Raw genomic sequence first — 16,604 nt, 5'->3', positions numbered from 1 at the left:
GCAAGCAAAACGCAAGTGCAATGGTCCAAGCGCGGCGGACCAGTAGGCGCCCTTCCACCGGTCCCGCCTTCTGCCTACCCCTTCCAGACGACTGCGGTCGCGCGGTCGTACCACGTGGCAGCTCGCCCGCCCGCGGCGCTGTGCAGGCTGATGATGTCGGGCCGGCCGAGACCGTGCAGCGGATCGCCGGGCGCCTGTGGGTGCTCCGCGCGCTTTTGGACGAAGTCGTCGATGACGCGCTGGTAGGTCGCGACTCTGCGCACCGCCTGAATGTCGCCGGGATGCTGACGCGCGGCCGGCGCACCGACGTCTGACAGGGCCCGTCGGGTGAACCGCAGCTCCCAGGGTGCGTCGCCGACCGCTGGGAACGGTTCGGTCACGCGTCGCGGTCGGCGCGACGAGCGCGAGCACGCGCTCGGGCCGCCGCGACCCGGGGGTGATCGGGGTCGTCGCGCAGCAGTTGGGCGCTGCGCTCGGCTGCGCCGCGCCGCTGCTCTGCGAGCTCGTGTACCGACGCCGCAGGGATGCGGTGGTAGGTGTTGACGGGCCGGTCCTCGAGGAGACCGTCCTTGATGTAGCGGTACACCATCGGTCGCGACACGCCCAGCACCTGTGCCGCCTCGGCGGGCGACATCGTGTCGTCCTCACTGAACAGCAGCGCGTTCCCGCTGGAGGCGGCAACGACCGCCGCACGCAAGAAGCCTGCGACGTGCGGCGAGAGCACCGCCTCGTGGCCGTGAGCATCGACGAGCCGGACCTCTGGCGAGGTGAGGATCTCCTCGAACAGCTCTGTGGTCTGCCCGACCTCCTCTGCCTTCAACGTCACTGCCATACCAGCACCTTCCACCATCGATGCCTATCCACGGGCCCCCACCATGGATGTAACACCTGTAACCCACAACATACTCAGCGGTCGCTGACGGCGCAATCCCTGCGCGAGCCCACCAACTGCTCGGCAAGGACGAGTGGCGTGCCAAGGAGGGTGTCAGGACGCGCGACCGCGCTCGTCCCGAGCGGCCGCCTGCTCGCCCACCACCATGCGCATGACCTCGTCCTCGGGACGCTCCCGCCATGAGCTGCCGTCCTGCAGGCGACCCAACGCACGAATCGCGAGCGTCCGACGCAGCGCCTCCTCCACCAGCTCCGAGGCGTCGACGCCATCCTCGGCAGCCGCGAGCGCCGCACGCTCATACAGCGCCGAGTCGATCGGTATCGGTGTGCGCGTCTCGCTCATACCCACAGACTACCGCTGACCCGTCGCGGCACCGCAGCCGCCGCCTCGGGCTAGGCCGCAGATCTCGTATCCGCCGGTGCGGGTGCACGTGTTCGACGCGGACACGTTCGGGGTCGGGCAGGAGTCCCTCGAGGTCGCGCCGGGGGAGTTCGTGGCTGTCTACGGGGCGGTGCGCTCAGTGGTGGATGCGCTGCGGCTGCGTCACCAGATCGGCACCGACCTCGCCTACGGAGCGTTGCGACACTTGCTGGGACACCGCCGCGCCGCCGCGGGCGAGGTCATGAGCACCGCTCGGGCGTTGCGGTGTGCGACCCCGGCCGCGGAGGCCCTGGAGGTGTTGCAGGCGTGAGTCCGCAGCCGCGCCGCGATACCACCGCCGGCCGCGTGTACAACGACCTGCGCAACCTGGCCCGCCGGGAGGGACGCGCGACCGATGAGCTGTTCCAGCTGTACGTGTTGGAGCGGTTCCTGTACCGGCTGGCGCATGCCGGGTCGGGGGTGCCAACGACCTCGACGCCGTCGCGGGATTGGGTACGCAACGTCTGCGAGGTCGACGCTGACGACGGCGTGGCCTTCGAGCCCTCTGGGCTGGGGCTGGAGCACATCCGCGAGGGCGCGGCCTACGAGGGCGTACACGGTGAGGTCGAACGCGAGGTCACCGCGGCGGAAGATGTAGCCGACCTGGTTGATGTCCACGTCGGCGTCGTAGAGTTGCCAGCCCTGGCCGAGCAGGGTCTCGGCGAGGGTTCGCGGACCGCTGGTGGCCCCGCGCACGTCGACGACCGCGTCGGCGTCGGCCGTGAGCCGTGCGCTTGGCTGTCGGGCCTCGTGCTCGTGGAGACTGACCATCAACGCGCCGATGAGCGTCCACCCGTCCGGTCGGGCATCGGCGAGGTCGACCAGGGCCTCCCAAAGCGCTGTGGTGGGCCCGTCGGCCGGCAGGCACACGGGGGCGTGGGCGTACAACAGCTCAGCGCTCACGGAAGGCTGCCACCGCGTCGGCGAACATGCCGTGCCCGGCCTGCCGCCCACGAGGGTCTCCGGACTCGAGAAGATCGAGCCCGACGACCGGCGCCGTCGCGGTGCCCTGCTGCTGTGGGATCACCAGCCGGTCGGCGACCACCTGCAGCACGACGTTGGCGACCTCCACGGCGTCGGCGACGGCGTAGTCGACCAGCAGGGCCTCGAGGTCGGGCTGATGGACATAGACCTCGGTCGGCTCGGACTGGGTCGAGCGCAGCGGCGCGCCCACTTGCTCGGCGCCGGCCCAACCGGTGACCACCGTACGCGGATCGCTGGCCAGGGCGTCGAGCTTGGAGGGGTGGACGAACCCCGGCCGTCGGCTGGCTCGTCGGCGCAGCCGTCCGGCCAGCTCATCGATACCGCGCTCACGAAGATGGCGGCGCAGCTGCGACCGGCGAGGGGGCGCCAGCGCAACCGGATGGCCGGAAAGCATCGTCAGCATCGCCCAGGCTGCCTCAGGCGAGTAGGGCCGCCCCTCGGGGCGTGGCAGCCCTTCGAGGCGCCGCACTTCGCTGACCGGCACCATCCACCGGCCGGCCTGGCGCCGTGCGGCCAACTCGCCGGCGCGGATGCGGCCCCGCAGCTTGGCCGCAGGCATGGCCAGCCGGCCGGCGGCATCAGCAAGCGGCATCACGTCGCGAAGGTCCTGCATGCCATCATCCGCTCGATATTACAGGAACCGCATCTATAGACGACCGGTTTCCGAAACCGTACCCCCAAGGGTCCGGTTCGGGCAACCATCACCGCTGGGAGGCCTGTGGCCGTCGGGTGACGGCCACAGGGGCTTGGGTGGTGCTGCCCGTCGGGTCAGCCGCTGTCAGATGGCGTCGGCTCAGCCGGGCGGCATGCGGGTCGGGCCAGATGGGATCGCCGACGTTGACGTCGACCTTGAGTTTGAGCTGCGCGGTCGCCAGTCCGGCGTCGAGGGAGACACGCACGCCGGCGTAGACGTCGTCCTCGCGGATGGCTTGGGCTACAGCTGCAGCAACTCGGCGGTGGGCCGGCCGCTGGCGCGGGCGTGGCGCTGCAGCGCACGGTACTGGCGCAGGGCGCCGCTGGGATCGTGGCGGCTCACAACAGCACCTCAAGGTCAGCGCGCAGCTGCCCGCCGGCGGCGGGGAAGGCACCGGCGAGCTCGAGCAACGCGGCGGGCTGCGCACCGGGGCGCCGCAGCCACGCTCGCAGCGCCTCGCGAGCGAGTTCGAGGCCTTCGAGGTGGCGCAGCCGGTAGAGATCGACAATCGACCGTTCGGAACGCGCCGGTGCGCTGCTCGCCACGCAGCTGGTAGAGCACGCTCTCGTCGTCCAGCCAGCGGCCGGTGTGGGTCTTGATGACGCCGTGCACGCGCGGATCGGGCGGGTGGCTGGTGATGCTGCCGTCGACGACCACGGGGCCGCGAGTGTGGGCCAGCAGCTCGGCGCAGGCCCGGTGCTCGGTGGAGCCTCAGCGCCGGCGGCATCCGGCGAGGAAGGGCCCGCCGTCGAGGCGAACGGCTACTACGGACGGTCGGGCCGCAAGGCATCGACGAGTTCGGGTGCCACGGCAGTGGGGCCGCCCACGACGTGAACAGCCTGGGGTTCCTCGTCGAGTAGCCACTGGCGGGTCGCGCCGGTCCAGCTCGGCTCGTCGCCCTGGACGAGCGCCACCACGCCGCCGGTCTGGGCCGCAGCAGCGCCCGCGGCGAGGCCGTCGGCGAATCCGTTGCCACTGGCCAGCCACACGACGTCCCCGTCAGCGCCAGCGGCGATCGCAGCCTCGACGAGGTGGCGGTTGGTCTCGTAGCGGTCCGCGCCCGCCAGGCGCGTCACGTCGGCGCCCAGAGCGGTGAGCTCGGCAGCAACGCCCTCGTCGACGACGCCGGTGCCCCCGACGACCTCGACCGTGCCGCGATCGGCCACGGCCTCGCGTGTGGCGTCGGGTAGGCGCTCAGGCGCGGTGAGCAGGATCGGCGTGGGCTCGTCGAGCGCCGCGTAGGGACCCGCGCCGAGCACGTCTGGCCAGCCCGCGTCCGGGTCGCCGGGGTCGCTGGCGGCGAGGAGCGCGTCGTCGGTCGAGCCGCCGCGGTCGGCGACCTCGTCGGCGACCAGGGCGGCCGTCGCGAACCGGTCGGAGCCCGCGAGTCGGGCGACGTCGAGCCCGGCCGCGTCGAGGTTGTCGACCACGGACGGCCCGACGACCGCATCGCCCCCGACCACCAGCGCCTCATCAGCGCCGAGCGCTTCGACCGCATCGCGCACCGCCGGCTCGAGGGTCCCGTCGGAGCCCGCGCGGGTCAGCAGCAGCGGCGCGTCCACCGCGGCCGCCAACGGCGTAGCAGCGAGCGCGTCCGCAGCGTCCTCACCACTGACGAGCACGACCGTGTCGGCACCGTCGGGGAACGCCTCGTCGGCAACCTCGAGGGCGGTCCCGACCCGCTCCTCGGCGGCGTGCCGGTGCGTCTCCGGCTCGGGCGGCGTCGTCACGCTGCCGGCGGGACCGGGCACCGGGCTGCCGTCCTCGGCCAGCGCGACCAGCTCGATGTGGTGCTCGGTATCGGGTTCGAGCCCGCTGATCGAGATATCGTCAAGGACGAAGGGAGCGCGCCGCGCCTCTCCGTCGACGACGACCTCGAGGCCGCGAAGGCCCTCGACGTCCGGGCGCTCGACCACGACGGCGTCCGGTTCACGCTCGCGCACCTCGAGCTCGGCTTCGGGCTCGGCCCACTTCGGCTTGGGGAACGGCGCCGGGTAGCCGTCCACCTCGGAGGGCCACGCGATCTCGAACGTTGAGGACAGCTCCTCCCCCGATTCGAGCCGGACCTCGAGCTCGTACTCGCGACCGAACTCGAGCGGCTCCTCGGTGCCGACGAACGCCGCGCTCGGCCACTCCCCGCGAGGCCCGCCGTCGATATCGAGCAGGTCGCGGGTGGCGCAGTGCGCCACCTCCTCGCCGTCCGCATCGACCCACGAGGTGGAGGCGACGTCGGCCTCACCGTCGCCGGACGGGTACACCACCGCGAAGAAGCCCTCGCTCTCGCAGCCATCGAGCTTCCACGAGTCCCCCGAGTCGCGCAGCGGCACCCGAGCCTCGTCGGCCGGCCACAGCAGCGGCTCGCCCGGCGGCGAGCCGTCGCGACCGCGCATGACGTCGAGCAGCGCCACGCTCGTGATGTCGGCGCTGTCCTCGTCCTTGTACCCCAGGTAGGCGACCCGCTCCAAGGTCGGGTGCAGGGCGTTCGCGGCGTGCCCCGGCGAGCCGATCCACCCTTCGATGCTCGTCGCCGGCGAGCGCGCCGGCGTGATGAGGTTGCTGTGAAGCCCCTCGGCGGCCGCCTCCGAGTAGTACTCGCTGTCCTCGTCGGGGTAGTGGGTGAAGTGGTTCTCCTCCACCACGTAGCGCCCGCCCGCCTCGAGGGAATCCAACCAGGCAGGCTCCTCCTCGACCGGGTCGAGACCCCCGGCCGCCCGGAAGGCGTTCAAGGCGCCGAGCCAATCGTTCCGGTCGCCGGGCGTCTCGTCGTCCGCGCGCACCTCGTCGGGCACGCCTACCAACGTCAGGGCGATCGCTCCGATGAGGACCCCCAGCGCCCGCGTTCCCCGCTGCCTCGTTCGCATTGGCCTCCCCCGAGTACGTGTCTCGACCACCTTCGGGATCCCGCCCGTCACCATCGACCGTGCCCAGATCGAGTTAACCGCAGTGTCTAGCAGCCGAGCCCGAGGTCGCCGTTGTCCGGCTCGAGCGCCCTGCGTGGACCGGTAACGACCGCTGCCCCACCGGCCGACGGTGTTGCCGAGTTACCCCGCTCTTCACCGCCCTTGCGGCTAGTGAGTCGGAATCGGGTGGCGTGGGGGCGCGGTGATCATGCTCCGGCGGCCTCCAGCTCTCGGCGGACGCGCTCGACCGCGGCGCGGGCGCGCTGCTCGGCGGCCAGACGGTCGAGCCGGTCGCCCTCGGCGACGACCGGCTCCCCGAACTGGACGGTCAGGGTCCCTCGAAGCCGACGAACGCACCGTCTGCCAGGTCGCGGTCGAGCGTTGGGAGATTCTCGAGCAGCCTATCCGAGCTCGCTTCGTCGGTGCGACAACGAGGTCGTCGGCGGCCTGGACGTCGGCCGCTGCCACGTCGATCCCGTCGCCCGGGGCAAGGACCCGGTCACCGTCAGCGGGGCGGGCGCCTCGCCGAGGTAGGGCGCGCTCGCGAGCGCGGCGGCCCCGCCGAGGATCCCGTACTACCCCCCATGCGCGCCCTCCTGGCCGTCACGACGATCGCTTGGTCGCGGGGCTCGTCGATCGCAGCGCCGAGCCCTCGTGTCATCGACGCGACACCGTGACGGCCCACCGTCCGTTAGCGGAACAGGAGTTCGAATGGCGCAGGGGAACACGCGGCGACGGCTCAGCGCGGCGGCAGGGTTGGCGGCCGGCGCGCTGCTCACCGCGGGGATGAGCAGCGCGAGCGCCGACGAGGTCACGCTCTCGGGCACGCTGGTCGATCGCGATGGCGAGACACCGGCGCACTCGCAGATCCGCGTGGTCCAAGAGATCGACCACGGGGACGGTAGCGACCGGCGCAGCGACACGATCCACGACGTCGCGGACGGGACGTTCGACGTCGAGGTGGATCTCGAGGCCGACGCCGACTGGACCGTCGTCGGCGAAGGCGGGGGCCCGGGGGAATTGCTGCGCTCCGCTGCGACCACGTTCAGCGTCGCCGAAGGGGACCTCGTCGACGCCCCCGCGACGATCGAACTCCAGCTGCAGGCACCGAACGTCACGCTCTCGGTGAGCGGGACCGCCAGCGACGCTGCCGGGACCGTCCGGGCACTGCCGGTCGACACCGCCGATCCAACGTTCTCCCGTGTGCACCACGACCTAACATCGTTCCAGGACGTCGAACTGAGGCTGCCCGACGGCACGCATCTGCTCTACGCCAAGGAGCGGCTCGCCGACGAGGACGGCTTCGTGTGGGGGGATGCGACCCGCTGGGTGACGGTCACCGTCGAGGACGGCGAGGCGACCCCCGCGGACGTCGAGGAGCCAGTCGACGAGCCCTTGCTCCACGGCACCGTCGAGACCCCCGATGGCGATGTTGCCGGAGACCACGTAAGCGTACAGCTCCACGAGGAGGGCCTTGACCCCCAACTCCACACCGACCTCGACGTCGACCGCACGGGGCGCTTCGTCGCGTCGCCACCGGACGCCGACTACGTGCTACAGGCCATGCCCTACAGCGACCTCGCGGAGAACGCCGTCCCCAGTGCACCCGTGGCCGTCTCGGTCGAGGGGGACGGGGTGGACCCACCCGCGCCGCACGACCTCGCGCTCCTCGACGAGGCTCCGGTTCGCGGCACGGTCGTCGACACGGGCGGCGCGCCGCTCGAAGGTTTCTTCGTCGAGCTCATCAGGGCCGGGGAGGACGACCCGGTCATGGGGGTCTCCACCGAGGACGACGGCGCGTTCGCGTTCACCCCACGCGACGGTGACTACCAGCTGCAGGCCTTCGCCCCGTTCGACTCGCCGATGGGCGACAGCGACCCCGTGACCGTCGAGGTGGACGGGGCCGACGTTGAGCCGGAGATGCCCGTCGAGCTCGAGATCCCCGACGCGAACGTCCACGGCCTGGTGCGCAGCAGCGACCGGGAGCCGCTCGCCGATGTCGAGGTCGAGGCCGAGGTGTACAACGAGCAGACCGAGAGCTTCGAGCCGCATCCCGACGGCCACGGGAGGACCGACGACGAAGGCCACTTCGGGCTGGCGCTGCCCGATGGCACTTACCGCCTGCAGCCGTGGGTCAGCGAGTTCGAGCACGAAGACGTCGTTGGCGAGGACACGAGCGTCGAGATCGAGGTCGACGGTGGCGAGGTGACGCCCGCGCCACCGATCCACCTCGACCTCGTGCCCGCGAACGTCCACGGGCAGTTGCACGCCGTCGATGGTGCCGACGGGGACGAGCTGTCGAACATGACCGTGCGGGTCCACGACGACGAGGGCTCGCAGCTCGAACAGGGCTCCGTCGACGACGAGGGCTACTTCGCACTCCTCGTCGACGAAGCGGCCGTCGAGCTGGTCGCGACGCCGACCAGTGGCACACCCCTCGCACCCACAGATCCGGTCGAGCTCGAGGTCGACGGCACCGACGTCATCGCCCCCGAGATGCCGCTCACGATCGGGGTGGGCCCGGCGACGGTGACCGGAACCGTCAGCGACCCGTTCGACGCGCATCTCGTTGGCGACGCTCCGCGAGTGCTCGCCCACGACGCCGACACCGGCGCGGAGGTCGCACAGACCCAGGCGCACCCCAGCACCGGCGACTACGCGCTCACGCTGCCGGACGGGGAGTACGAGGTGCGAGCCGAGTACATCGACCCGCTGTGGGGAGCCTCCGCGGGGATCGACGTCACCGTCGAGGCCGGCGAGGCCGAGCCAGTGACGGTCGACCTCGAGATCGCCGAGCGCAACCTTGTGGTCGAGGTCCTCGACACCGATGGAACGCCCATCGACCACGCCGACGTCACGATCGTGGACGACGGCGACGCCTACGTCACCAACCGGATGCTGGCTCCCCCCGACGACGGCGTCGCCGGCTTCGACCTCCCCGAGGGCGCCTTCGCGGTCGAGGTCGACGGCCAGGCCGAGCCGGTGACGATCGACACGGACGGCGAGGCCGACGTCGACCTGCCCATCGTCTTCACCCTGGCCGGTGAGCCCGGCCCGCTGGTCGACGTGGAGGCCGCTCCCGACGAGGGCGTCGCACCGCTCGACAGCGAGCTGACCATCGAGCTCGCCCACACCGACCAGCCCGAGGCCGATCTCGACTGGGAGATCGAGGTGTTGGGGACGAACGGCGACGCGCCGGCACCCACCGTCACGCCGAGCTCGGGCGAGGTCAGCCTGCCCGCCGATCCGATCACCGCGACCGTCACCTTCGACGAGCCCGACGTCGCCACCGCGACGGTGACCGCGACCGACCCGGACGGGCAGGAGGCGAGCGCCGTCGTCGAGATCTCGGCCCACGAGCAGCCACCTACCGCGACCACCACGACGCTCGAGGCGCCGTCGCAGGTGGTGACCGGCGAGCCGTTCACGCTCACTGCAGTGGTCACCGACGACGAGGTCGAAGCGACGATACCCGAGGGCGACGTCACGTTCTCGGCTGCGGGATTGGAGGACCCGGTGCTCGGCGGGGCACCGGTCGACGCCGACGACGGCGCGGCCACGCTCGAGGTCGATCGGGTGCTGCCCACCGGGGCGCACGAGATCACAGCCGCGTTCTCGGGGGGCGAGGGATTCAGCGACAGCGAGGACTCGACGACCATCGACGTCGGCGCAGCAGAGACCGAGGTCACGGTGACCACCGACGATCACGTCGTCGACGCGGGACAGGAAGCGGTGCTCGATGCGGCCGTCAGCGCGGCGCCGCCCGGCGCCGGCACCCCGGCGGGCGAAGTCGCAGTGGTCGAGGTCGACGACGAGCAGGCGCTCGTCACCGGAACCCTCGAGGGGGACGGGACCGCAACGCTCGCCCCCGAGCTCGAGCCGGGGGGCTACGACCTCGCGGTGGAGTACCAGGGCAGCGACGCCTACGCCCCCGCGGTCAGCGAGCCGGTGGCCGTGCAGGTGCGGGCACCGACCGAGACCGCGCTGGCGTCGAGCCCGGACGCTCCGGTGGCCGGCGAGACGGTGACGCTGTCGGTGACTGTCGGGGCCGACGGGGAGCCGGTCATCAGCGGGACGGTGACGTTCACCGCCGACCTCGGCGACGGCCCTACGACCCTGGACACCTCCGGCCTCAACTCCCAGGGCGTCGCGGAGATCACCGTCGATGAGCTGCCGGTCGACACCGTTGAGGTCACCGCGAGCTACGAGGGCACCGACACGTTCATGCCGAGCGAGGCCTCCGACCCGGTGACCGTCGAGCCGGCCTCGACGAGCGTCAACCTCGACGCGGACGCCAGCACGATCGAGGCCGGCGACGACCTCGCCCTCGACGCCGACGTCACCGTCGACGACCCCGGCGCCGGCACACCCGCCGGCGAGGTGACGATCACTCGCGGCGACGGCGCGACCGACGTCACGAGCGTCGAGCTCGACGGCGGCACCGCCTCGGTGACCGTCGACGACCTGCCGGTGGGTGAGCATGAGCTCGTCGCGAGCTACCCGGGCAGCGACCGGCTCCTCGGTGGCGACAGTGATCCCGTCGCCGTGACCGTCCGCGCGCCCACCACGACCGGGCTGACGCTCGAGCCGGCCGACGAGGCGCCCTTCGGGCGATCGGTGACCGCGACGGCGGCCGTGGAGGTCGACGCCAGCGAGCCGATCGAGCCCGCCGGGTCCGTGGTGTTCGAGTGGGACGGCGACGCGACCACGGTCGCCCCGGAGGACGGCGTCGCGACCGCCGAGATCGACGGCCTCGACCTCGGTCAGCACGACATCGAGGCCGCGTACGCGGGTGACGACCTCACCGGCCCCAGTGACGACACCGCGTCGATCGACGTCGTCCCGGCTACGACCCAGACGGAGCTGACCGTCGAGCCCATCGAGCCCGTCACCGGCGAGGAGGTCGAGCTCACCGCCGCCATCGGCGCGGAACGCACCGCCGTCACCGAGGGTTCGGTCACGTTCGAGCGCGTCGACGCGAACGTGACCGACCCGCTCGGTGAGGCGGACGTTGACTCGCAAGGCGAGGCGAGCGTGACGACGTCGGAGCTCCCGCCGGGCACCCCGACGGTGGTCGCACGCTACGAGGGTCCCGCCGAGTTCGTCGACAGCGAGGACGACCGGACACTGACCGTCGAGCCCGCGGCTACCGCGACCACCCTGAGCGCGACGCCGCGCACCGTCGGGGAGGGTGACCCCATCGACCTCGACGCGGTGGTCGAGGTCGATGCACCCGGCGGCGGCACCGCGGAGGGCGAGCTCGAGATCGTCGCCGTCCCGGACGAACCGGTCGCGACGGGCGACCTCGATGGCGGCGCGCTCAGCGTCGAGACCACCGAGTTGGCGGTCGGCACCCACGAGCTCGTCGCCGAGTACGCCGGGAGCAGCGCGTACGAGCCGAGCGAGAGCGACCCCGTCGAGGTGACGGTCGAGGCCGTGGACACGGATCCCCCGGAGCCGAGCCTCACGGCCTCCCCCACCGGCGGGTTGGCGCCCCACGAGGTCGAGTTCGACATCACGATCGAGGGCTCCACCGCGGAAGCCCCGTGGGTGCTCGACACCAGCGACGGGAGCGACCCCACGGAGGGGCAGGATTCCGAGCAGGTGACCCACACCTTCGAGGAGGCGGGCAGCTACCCCGTGCGCCTGACCGCCGAGGACGACGACGGCAACGCCGCGAGCACCGTCGTGACCGTCGAGGTCGCCGACCCCGATTCGCTGGTCGCTCGCGGGGGTGACGACCGGGCAGTCGACGCCGGAGCCGAGCTCACACTCGATGGCTCGGCGTCGACGCCGGGCCCCACCATCGCCGACTACGCCTGGGAGTTCGGCGACGGCCACTCCGCCGAGGGGGAGACCGTCACCCACACGTTCGACGAGCCCGGAACATACGACGTCGTCCTCACGGTCGAGACCGCCGTCGGAGTCGACACCGACGAGATCACCGTCGAGGCCCTCGATCCCGCGCCCGAGGGGCTCGTCGTGGAGGTGCTCGGCGAGGGGCAGGCGCTCGAGGGCGCTCCGGTCGTCGTCGAGGAGGCCGACGGCACCCAACGCAACGCGACCACGGACGACGACGGCGAGGCCGTGCTGCGCGGGCTGCCGCCAGGGGAGGTCGTCGTCTACACCGGCACCGACGAGTTCCTGCCCGACGTCGCCGAGGCCGAGGTCGCCGACGACGGCCGCGGTGAGGTCACCATCGATCTCGAGGCGGGCGAGCCCCTCGAGGGCGAGGTCGACGCCGAGCGCCTCGACGAGAGCGAGATCGAGGAGCACGGTCTCGACCCGAACGACCCGGAGAACCAGCACGTCTGGCAGGCCGACATCAACCTGCGCGTCCGAGGGTTCGACGTCGGCGGCAACGTGGTCTTCGGCGGGGCCGGCGGGGTTTTCGACTGGGATCTCCCCGACTGGACGTGCGAGCAGGACCGCTGCTCGAGGACCATCGGGGGCTACCAGCACGTCATGCGGTTCGGCAGCACCGGCAGCGGCCAACCCGGCAGCTCGCGCGAGCCCCACCTGACCTACATCGTCATCCCGATCGAGGGCCGCTTCCTCAAGGAGTTCTTCGACGTCGAGTTCACCGTCCTGAACCTCGCGCCCGCGGGCTTCGAGGCCAAGGACATGACCGCGCGGCTGCCGCTGCCGGAAGGCCTGAGCCTCGCGCCGATCGCAGGCGGGCAGTCGTCGACGGTCGAGATGGGCGACATCCCTGGGGGCGAGCAGCGCACCGCCAACTGGGTCGTGCGCGGTGACGCCTCGGGTCACTACGACCTCGAGGCGACCGCGACCGGGGTGCTCGATCCGCTGGGGGCCACGGTCGACGTCGTCGCCCGCGCCGAGGAGCCGTTGCACGTGTGGGGCGCCGACGCGCTCCAACTGCTCGTGGAGCCCGACGAGGCCGTCTGGACCCGCAACCCGATGGGCCTGCGGCTCGGCTTCGAGAACGTCGCCGACATCGACGTCTACAACACGCAGATCACCCTGCTCGAGGAGACCGAGAACGCGGTCTACCAGCCGCGGCAGCCCCGCGAGTTGCGGCTCGGCACGATCCCGGCCGGCGAGCAGGTGTGGGCACCGACCGCGACGCTCGTGCCGGCCGTGAGCGGCGAGATCGTGGAGCACGAGTCGTACGTGAGCGAGGTGGCCGGTTCCGAGATCCCAGATGCCGACATCTCGACGGTGGAACCCATGCGTCCACCTGCCGAGACGTACGACCTGCGGACGTTCTCCCGCCGCGAGCACGTCGTCCTCGCCTGGGACGAGGTCCGGGGCGCCGACGACTACGAGCTGTACTCGACCGAAGACCTCAACACCCAGTTCCCCGACGAGCGGATCGACGGTGAAGAGGTCCGCGAACGAGTCGTCGCGATCCCGAGGGAGGAGGACAAGGGCGCGTCCGAGTGGGCCGTTTCGACATCGATCGACGGGGACCGTGAGCTCTTCCACCCCGTGTCCCGCGCCGGCGCGACGAGCACGCCCACCTCGCCGTCGGCGAGCCTGGTCTTCACCGACGGGCAGCGCCACCTGTGCGGTGGGTCGGCGACACTCGAGGCGGCGTTCAGCGATGAGATCCTCGACCTCACCGGCTACGAGATCGAGATCGCCGAGTGGGAGGAACAGAGCGGGGACCTCAGCGGCCGCTCGGACACGGTCCAGCTCGACACCTTCCAGGCCGATGATCTGCCCGACGCGGGCCTCGAGGTTCGTGCGCGAGCGCAGGACGAACTGGGGACTTGGGGGGAATGGGGCTCGGTGACGTTGCGCCCGGATTGCCCGGGTGAGGACGTGGTGGTGCTCGCCGCTGGCCTGTTCTCCCGGGTGGAGGAAGGCGACGAGCGCTGGCGCGAGCGTTTCGGGCGTCCCAACGACACCCACTTCGAGAGTGTCGTCGGGCAACTCACCGAGTTCGGCTACGAGCTCGGCCACCTCGGAGCGGGACCGTACGAGGAGCCGAACCGCACCATCCTCGAGTTCTCCTACAACGGCGCGAACGTCCGCCAAACCGACGAGGGCCCGATCTTCGAGCCCGTGCCCTACAGTCGCCGGGACACCGTCTCTGAGCTCCAGCGCACCGCAAGCGAGGCGGCGAGGCTACTCGACATGGTCGACCCCTCGGAGTGGATCGGCGGTGCCATCAGGAGCACGGGTGAGGAGTACCTCGACGCCCTCATCGAGTACGACCGCGCCTGGTACGAGGCGCACGGCGAATGGCTGCGCTTCCACTTCGTCGGCCATTCGCTCGGTGGCCGCCAGGTCCTGAACATCGCCTCGGCGGCCGCGAGCCGGGCGGACGACTGTGAGGGCGAGACGACCCCGGACGGGTACCCGTGCGAACGCTTCGAGGATCTCGTCGGCTCGGTCATCACCGTCAACGGCGCGGTGTACCCCGCCACGACCGTCCAGGAGATCGACGTCGTGTCGTGCCTGACGAGCTTCAATCAGTGGTGGGTCGACCGGGCCTTCGACGAGCTCGATCGGCAGACCGTCCAGGTACGCGCGAACGCCGAGCGCGTCGCCGATCCGCTGGCCAAGGTCGAGAAGCCCGTCGTCGAGCGCGACCTCGGGCGCATCGGGGATTCAGCGACTCGGGTGAACACGTTGGGCACCCCGCAGGACTCGTGTATGCCGCCCGATGTAACCGTAGCCGACCACGTGCACCCGCATGTCGAAGGCAGCACGCACACCGTTTCTGGCCACGGGCTCGACGCCCACCACGTCCTGCTCGACGGCGGAACCCCCGAGCGGCCCACCGACTGGATGCCGGTACGCAGCCTCATTCGCGACCGACTGGGTCCGGCGGGTGGCACGGCACCAGTGGAACTCGACACCGCCCCACGTCAGGGCCTGCTCCGGCCGCAGGCACTGACGGGTGGCCCGGCCGAGATCGCCGGCACCCTGACCGATCCCGGTGGAGCTCCGCTGGACGGTGGCGAGGTCGTCGTGCTCGACGACGCAGACGGCGTGGACCTCGCACCGGTCGAATCCGACGGCTCGTTCGTCGTCGAGGGGCTGGCCCCCGGGCAGTACCGCGTGTTCTCGAACCCGCTCGTTCCCGGACAGACCGGGGGCTGGCTTGGCGGTCCCGAGCTGGCGTCGGCCGAGCGATTCGAGCTGGAGGCAGGCGAGACGCTGGACCTGGGCGAGATCGCGGGCGAGCCCACCCACGAGTTGCACGTCTCCGTCGAAGACCCTGACGGACAGGCACCCACCGGGCTACAGGTGAGCCTGCGTGATACCGCGACGGACACGGCAGCTGGCCGGGCCGGCGTGGATGCCGACGGCGATTTGACATTCAACGGCGTGGTCGCCGGCACGTACGAGGTCACGACCTCGGCACCTGGCTGGGCGGAGAGCTCCACGACCGTGGAGGTCCCCGCGACCAACTCGGTAGATCTCGTCGTCGAGCCGGCACCCTTCACGGCCGTTCGCGTGGTGGACGGCGAGGGCGACCCTCTGCCCTTCGTGGACGCGGAGCTGCGCGACGACCAGGACGTCGTCGCGCGAACCGTGACCGGGGTCGATGGGGTCGCGGTGTTCCCCGACGTCGAGGAGGAAACGTACGTGGCCGTCCTCTCCGACGAGGAAGGGCTCTACGAGGGTGTGACGTCGAGCAGCGTCGAGGTCGAGGGCCGTCATGGGCTCACCCGGGACGCCATCGTCGAGGTCGAGGCCGAGGAGCCGGAGTCCTCGCCGGGGCCGAGCCCGCCCCCCGGGCCGGACGACGACCCGGAGCCCGAGGAGGACCCCGAGGGGGAACCCGAGACGGACCTCGGGCAACTCACGGTCTCCCGCCTATCGGGTGACGATCGCTACGAGACCGCAGCGACCATCGCCCGAGACGCGTACGAGGGCAGCACCGACACCGTCTACGTCGCCACGGGCGAGGAGTTCGCCGACGCCCTCACTGGCGGGCCGGCGGCCCACGCCGACCGTGCGCCGGTCCTGCTCACCCGACCGGACCGGCTGCCCGAAGCGACCGTGGACGCCATCGACGACCTCGCGCCCGACCGCATCGCCGTGCTGGGCGGAGAGCAAGCGGTGAGCGGCGACGTCACCGACGAACTGGAGGCCGAAGCCGAGGTCGAGCGCGTCGCCGGCGCGGATCGGTTCGAGACCGCTGCCGAGATCGCCACGACGACGTTCGAGGAGACCGCGGAACACGCCTACATCGCCACGGGCCGGGAGTTCGCCGACGCCCTCGCCGGTGGCGTGCCCGCGGCCGTGGAGGGGGCTCCGGTGCTGCTCGTCGAGCCGGACGCGCTGCCCGAAGCCACCGTCGAGGCGCTCGAGTCGCTCGAGGTCGAAACGGTGACCGTGCTCGGCGGCCCGTCCGCGGTGGATCCCGACGTCATTGAGGAGGTCGAGCTCGTCGTGCCCGGGGAGGTCGACCGCCGAGCGGGGGACGACCGGTTCGAGACCGCCGTCGAGATCGCCGACGCCCTCGATGAGTCCACCGAGGCCTTCGTCACCACCGGCCGGGTATTTGCCGACGCGCTGGCCGGGGTGCCGGCGGCCGCAGCCATCGGCGCGCCGGTGCTGCTCGTCGAACCCGACGGCGCGCCGCCTGCCGCCGTCCGCGACGCCGTCGCGGGATGGCCGCTCGACGCCGTGACGGTGCTCGGCGGCAAGGCGGCCGTCGCGTCAGAGACCGTCGACGCGCTCGAGGAGATCGTGGAGCGACGACGCCTCGACGCCTCCCCCGTCCGTTAGC

Annotated in this window: 8 protein-coding genes; 1 reads left to right on the top strand and 7 read right to left on the bottom strand. The window is 71.6% G+C overall.

Going from position 1 to position 16,604, the window contains the following annotated elements:
- Nucleotides 1-74 precede the first annotated feature (74 nt).
- The 7 genes from ER308_RS15050 to ER308_RS15020 form a co-directional block, all read right to left on the bottom strand.
- The gene (locus ER308_RS15050; RefSeq protein ID WP_131155742.1) at nt 75-380 is read right to left on the bottom strand and encodes a hypothetical protein; all 306 of its coding nucleotides are present in this window, start codon (nt 378-380) and stop codon (nt 75-77) included.
- Nucleotides 377-832: a helix-turn-helix domain-containing protein gene (locus ER308_RS15045; RefSeq protein WP_165492131.1), complete on the bottom strand. Its 456-nt coding sequence runs from the start codon at nt 830-832 to the stop codon at nt 377-379. The genes ER308_RS15050 and ER308_RS15045 overlap by 4 nt, the downstream gene beginning before the upstream one ends.
- 153 nt (nt 833-985) lie before the next feature.
- Nucleotides 986-1,234, bottom strand: a complete 249-nt coding sequence (locus ER308_RS15040) for a hypothetical protein (RefSeq protein ID WP_131155740.1) — start codon at nt 1,232-1,234, stop codon at nt 986-988.
- A gap of 225 nt (nt 1,235-1,459) precedes the next feature.
- Entirely contained in the window at nt 1,460-2,215 is a 756-nt protein-coding gene (locus ER308_RS21745) for a hypothetical protein (RefSeq protein ID WP_165492130.1), read from the bottom strand.
- The gene (locus ER308_RS21740) at nt 2,205-2,909 is read right to left on the bottom strand and encodes a hypothetical protein (RefSeq protein ID WP_165492129.1); all 705 of its coding nucleotides are present in this window, start codon (nt 2,907-2,909) and stop codon (nt 2,205-2,207) included. The genes ER308_RS21745 and ER308_RS21740 overlap by 11 nt, the downstream gene beginning before the upstream one ends.
- A gap of 419 nt (nt 2,910-3,328) precedes the next feature.
- Nucleotides 3,329-3,535 (bottom strand): hypothetical protein, encoded by a 207-nt coding sequence (locus ER308_RS15025; protein WP_131155738.1) that lies wholly within the window; start codon nt 3,533-3,535, stop codon nt 3,329-3,331.
- 219 nt (nt 3,536-3,754) lie between these two features.
- On the bottom strand, nt 3,755-5,851 hold the full coding sequence (locus ER308_RS15020; RefSeq protein ID WP_165492128.1) for a cell wall-binding repeat-containing protein: 2,097 nt from the start codon (nt 5,849-5,851) through the stop codon (nt 3,755-3,757).
- A 750-nt stretch (nt 5,852-6,601) separates the two neighbouring features.
- On the opposite strand from ER308_RS15020, the gene ER308_RS15015 reads away from it, so the two are divergent.
- The gene (locus ER308_RS15015; RefSeq protein ID WP_131155736.1) at nt 6,602-16,603 is read left to right on the top strand and encodes an Ig-like domain repeat protein; all 10,002 of its coding nucleotides are present in this window, start codon (nt 6,602-6,604) and stop codon (nt 16,601-16,603) included.
- The last annotated feature ends 1 nt before the right edge of the window (nt 16,604 follow it).

Origin of the sequence: Egibacter rhizosphaerae, from assembly GCF_004322855.1 — a bacterium.
Classification (GTDB): domain Bacteria; phylum Actinomycetota; class Nitriliruptoria; order Euzebyales; family Egibacteraceae; genus Egibacter; species Egibacter rhizosphaerae.
The sequence above is the reverse complement of the archived record's forward strand: the minus strand, read 5'-3'. Positions and strand labels throughout refer to the sequence as shown.

What these genes read in the sequence shown, in the direction of transcription:
- ER308_RS15040 (WP_131155740.1), bottom strand. Translation starts at nt 1,234, where the DNA reads ATGAGCGAGACGCGCACACCGATACCGATCGACTCGGCGCTGTATGAG.
- ER308_RS15020 (WP_165492128.1), bottom strand. Translation starts at nt 5,851, where the DNA reads ATGCGAACGAGGCAGCGGGGAACGCGGGCGCTGGGGGTCCTCATCGGA.
- ER308_RS21740 (WP_165492129.1), bottom strand. Translation starts at nt 2,909, where the DNA reads ATGCAGGACCTTCGCGACGTGATGCCGCTTGCTGATGCCGCCGGCCGG.
- ER308_RS15015 (WP_131155736.1), top strand. Translation starts at nt 6,602, where the DNA reads ATGGCGCAGGGGAACACGCGGCGACGGCTCAGCGCGGCGGCAGGGTTG.
- ER308_RS15045 (WP_165492131.1), bottom strand. Translation starts at nt 832, where the DNA reads ATGGCAGTGACGTTGAAGGCAGAGGAGGTCGGGCAGACCACAGAGCTG.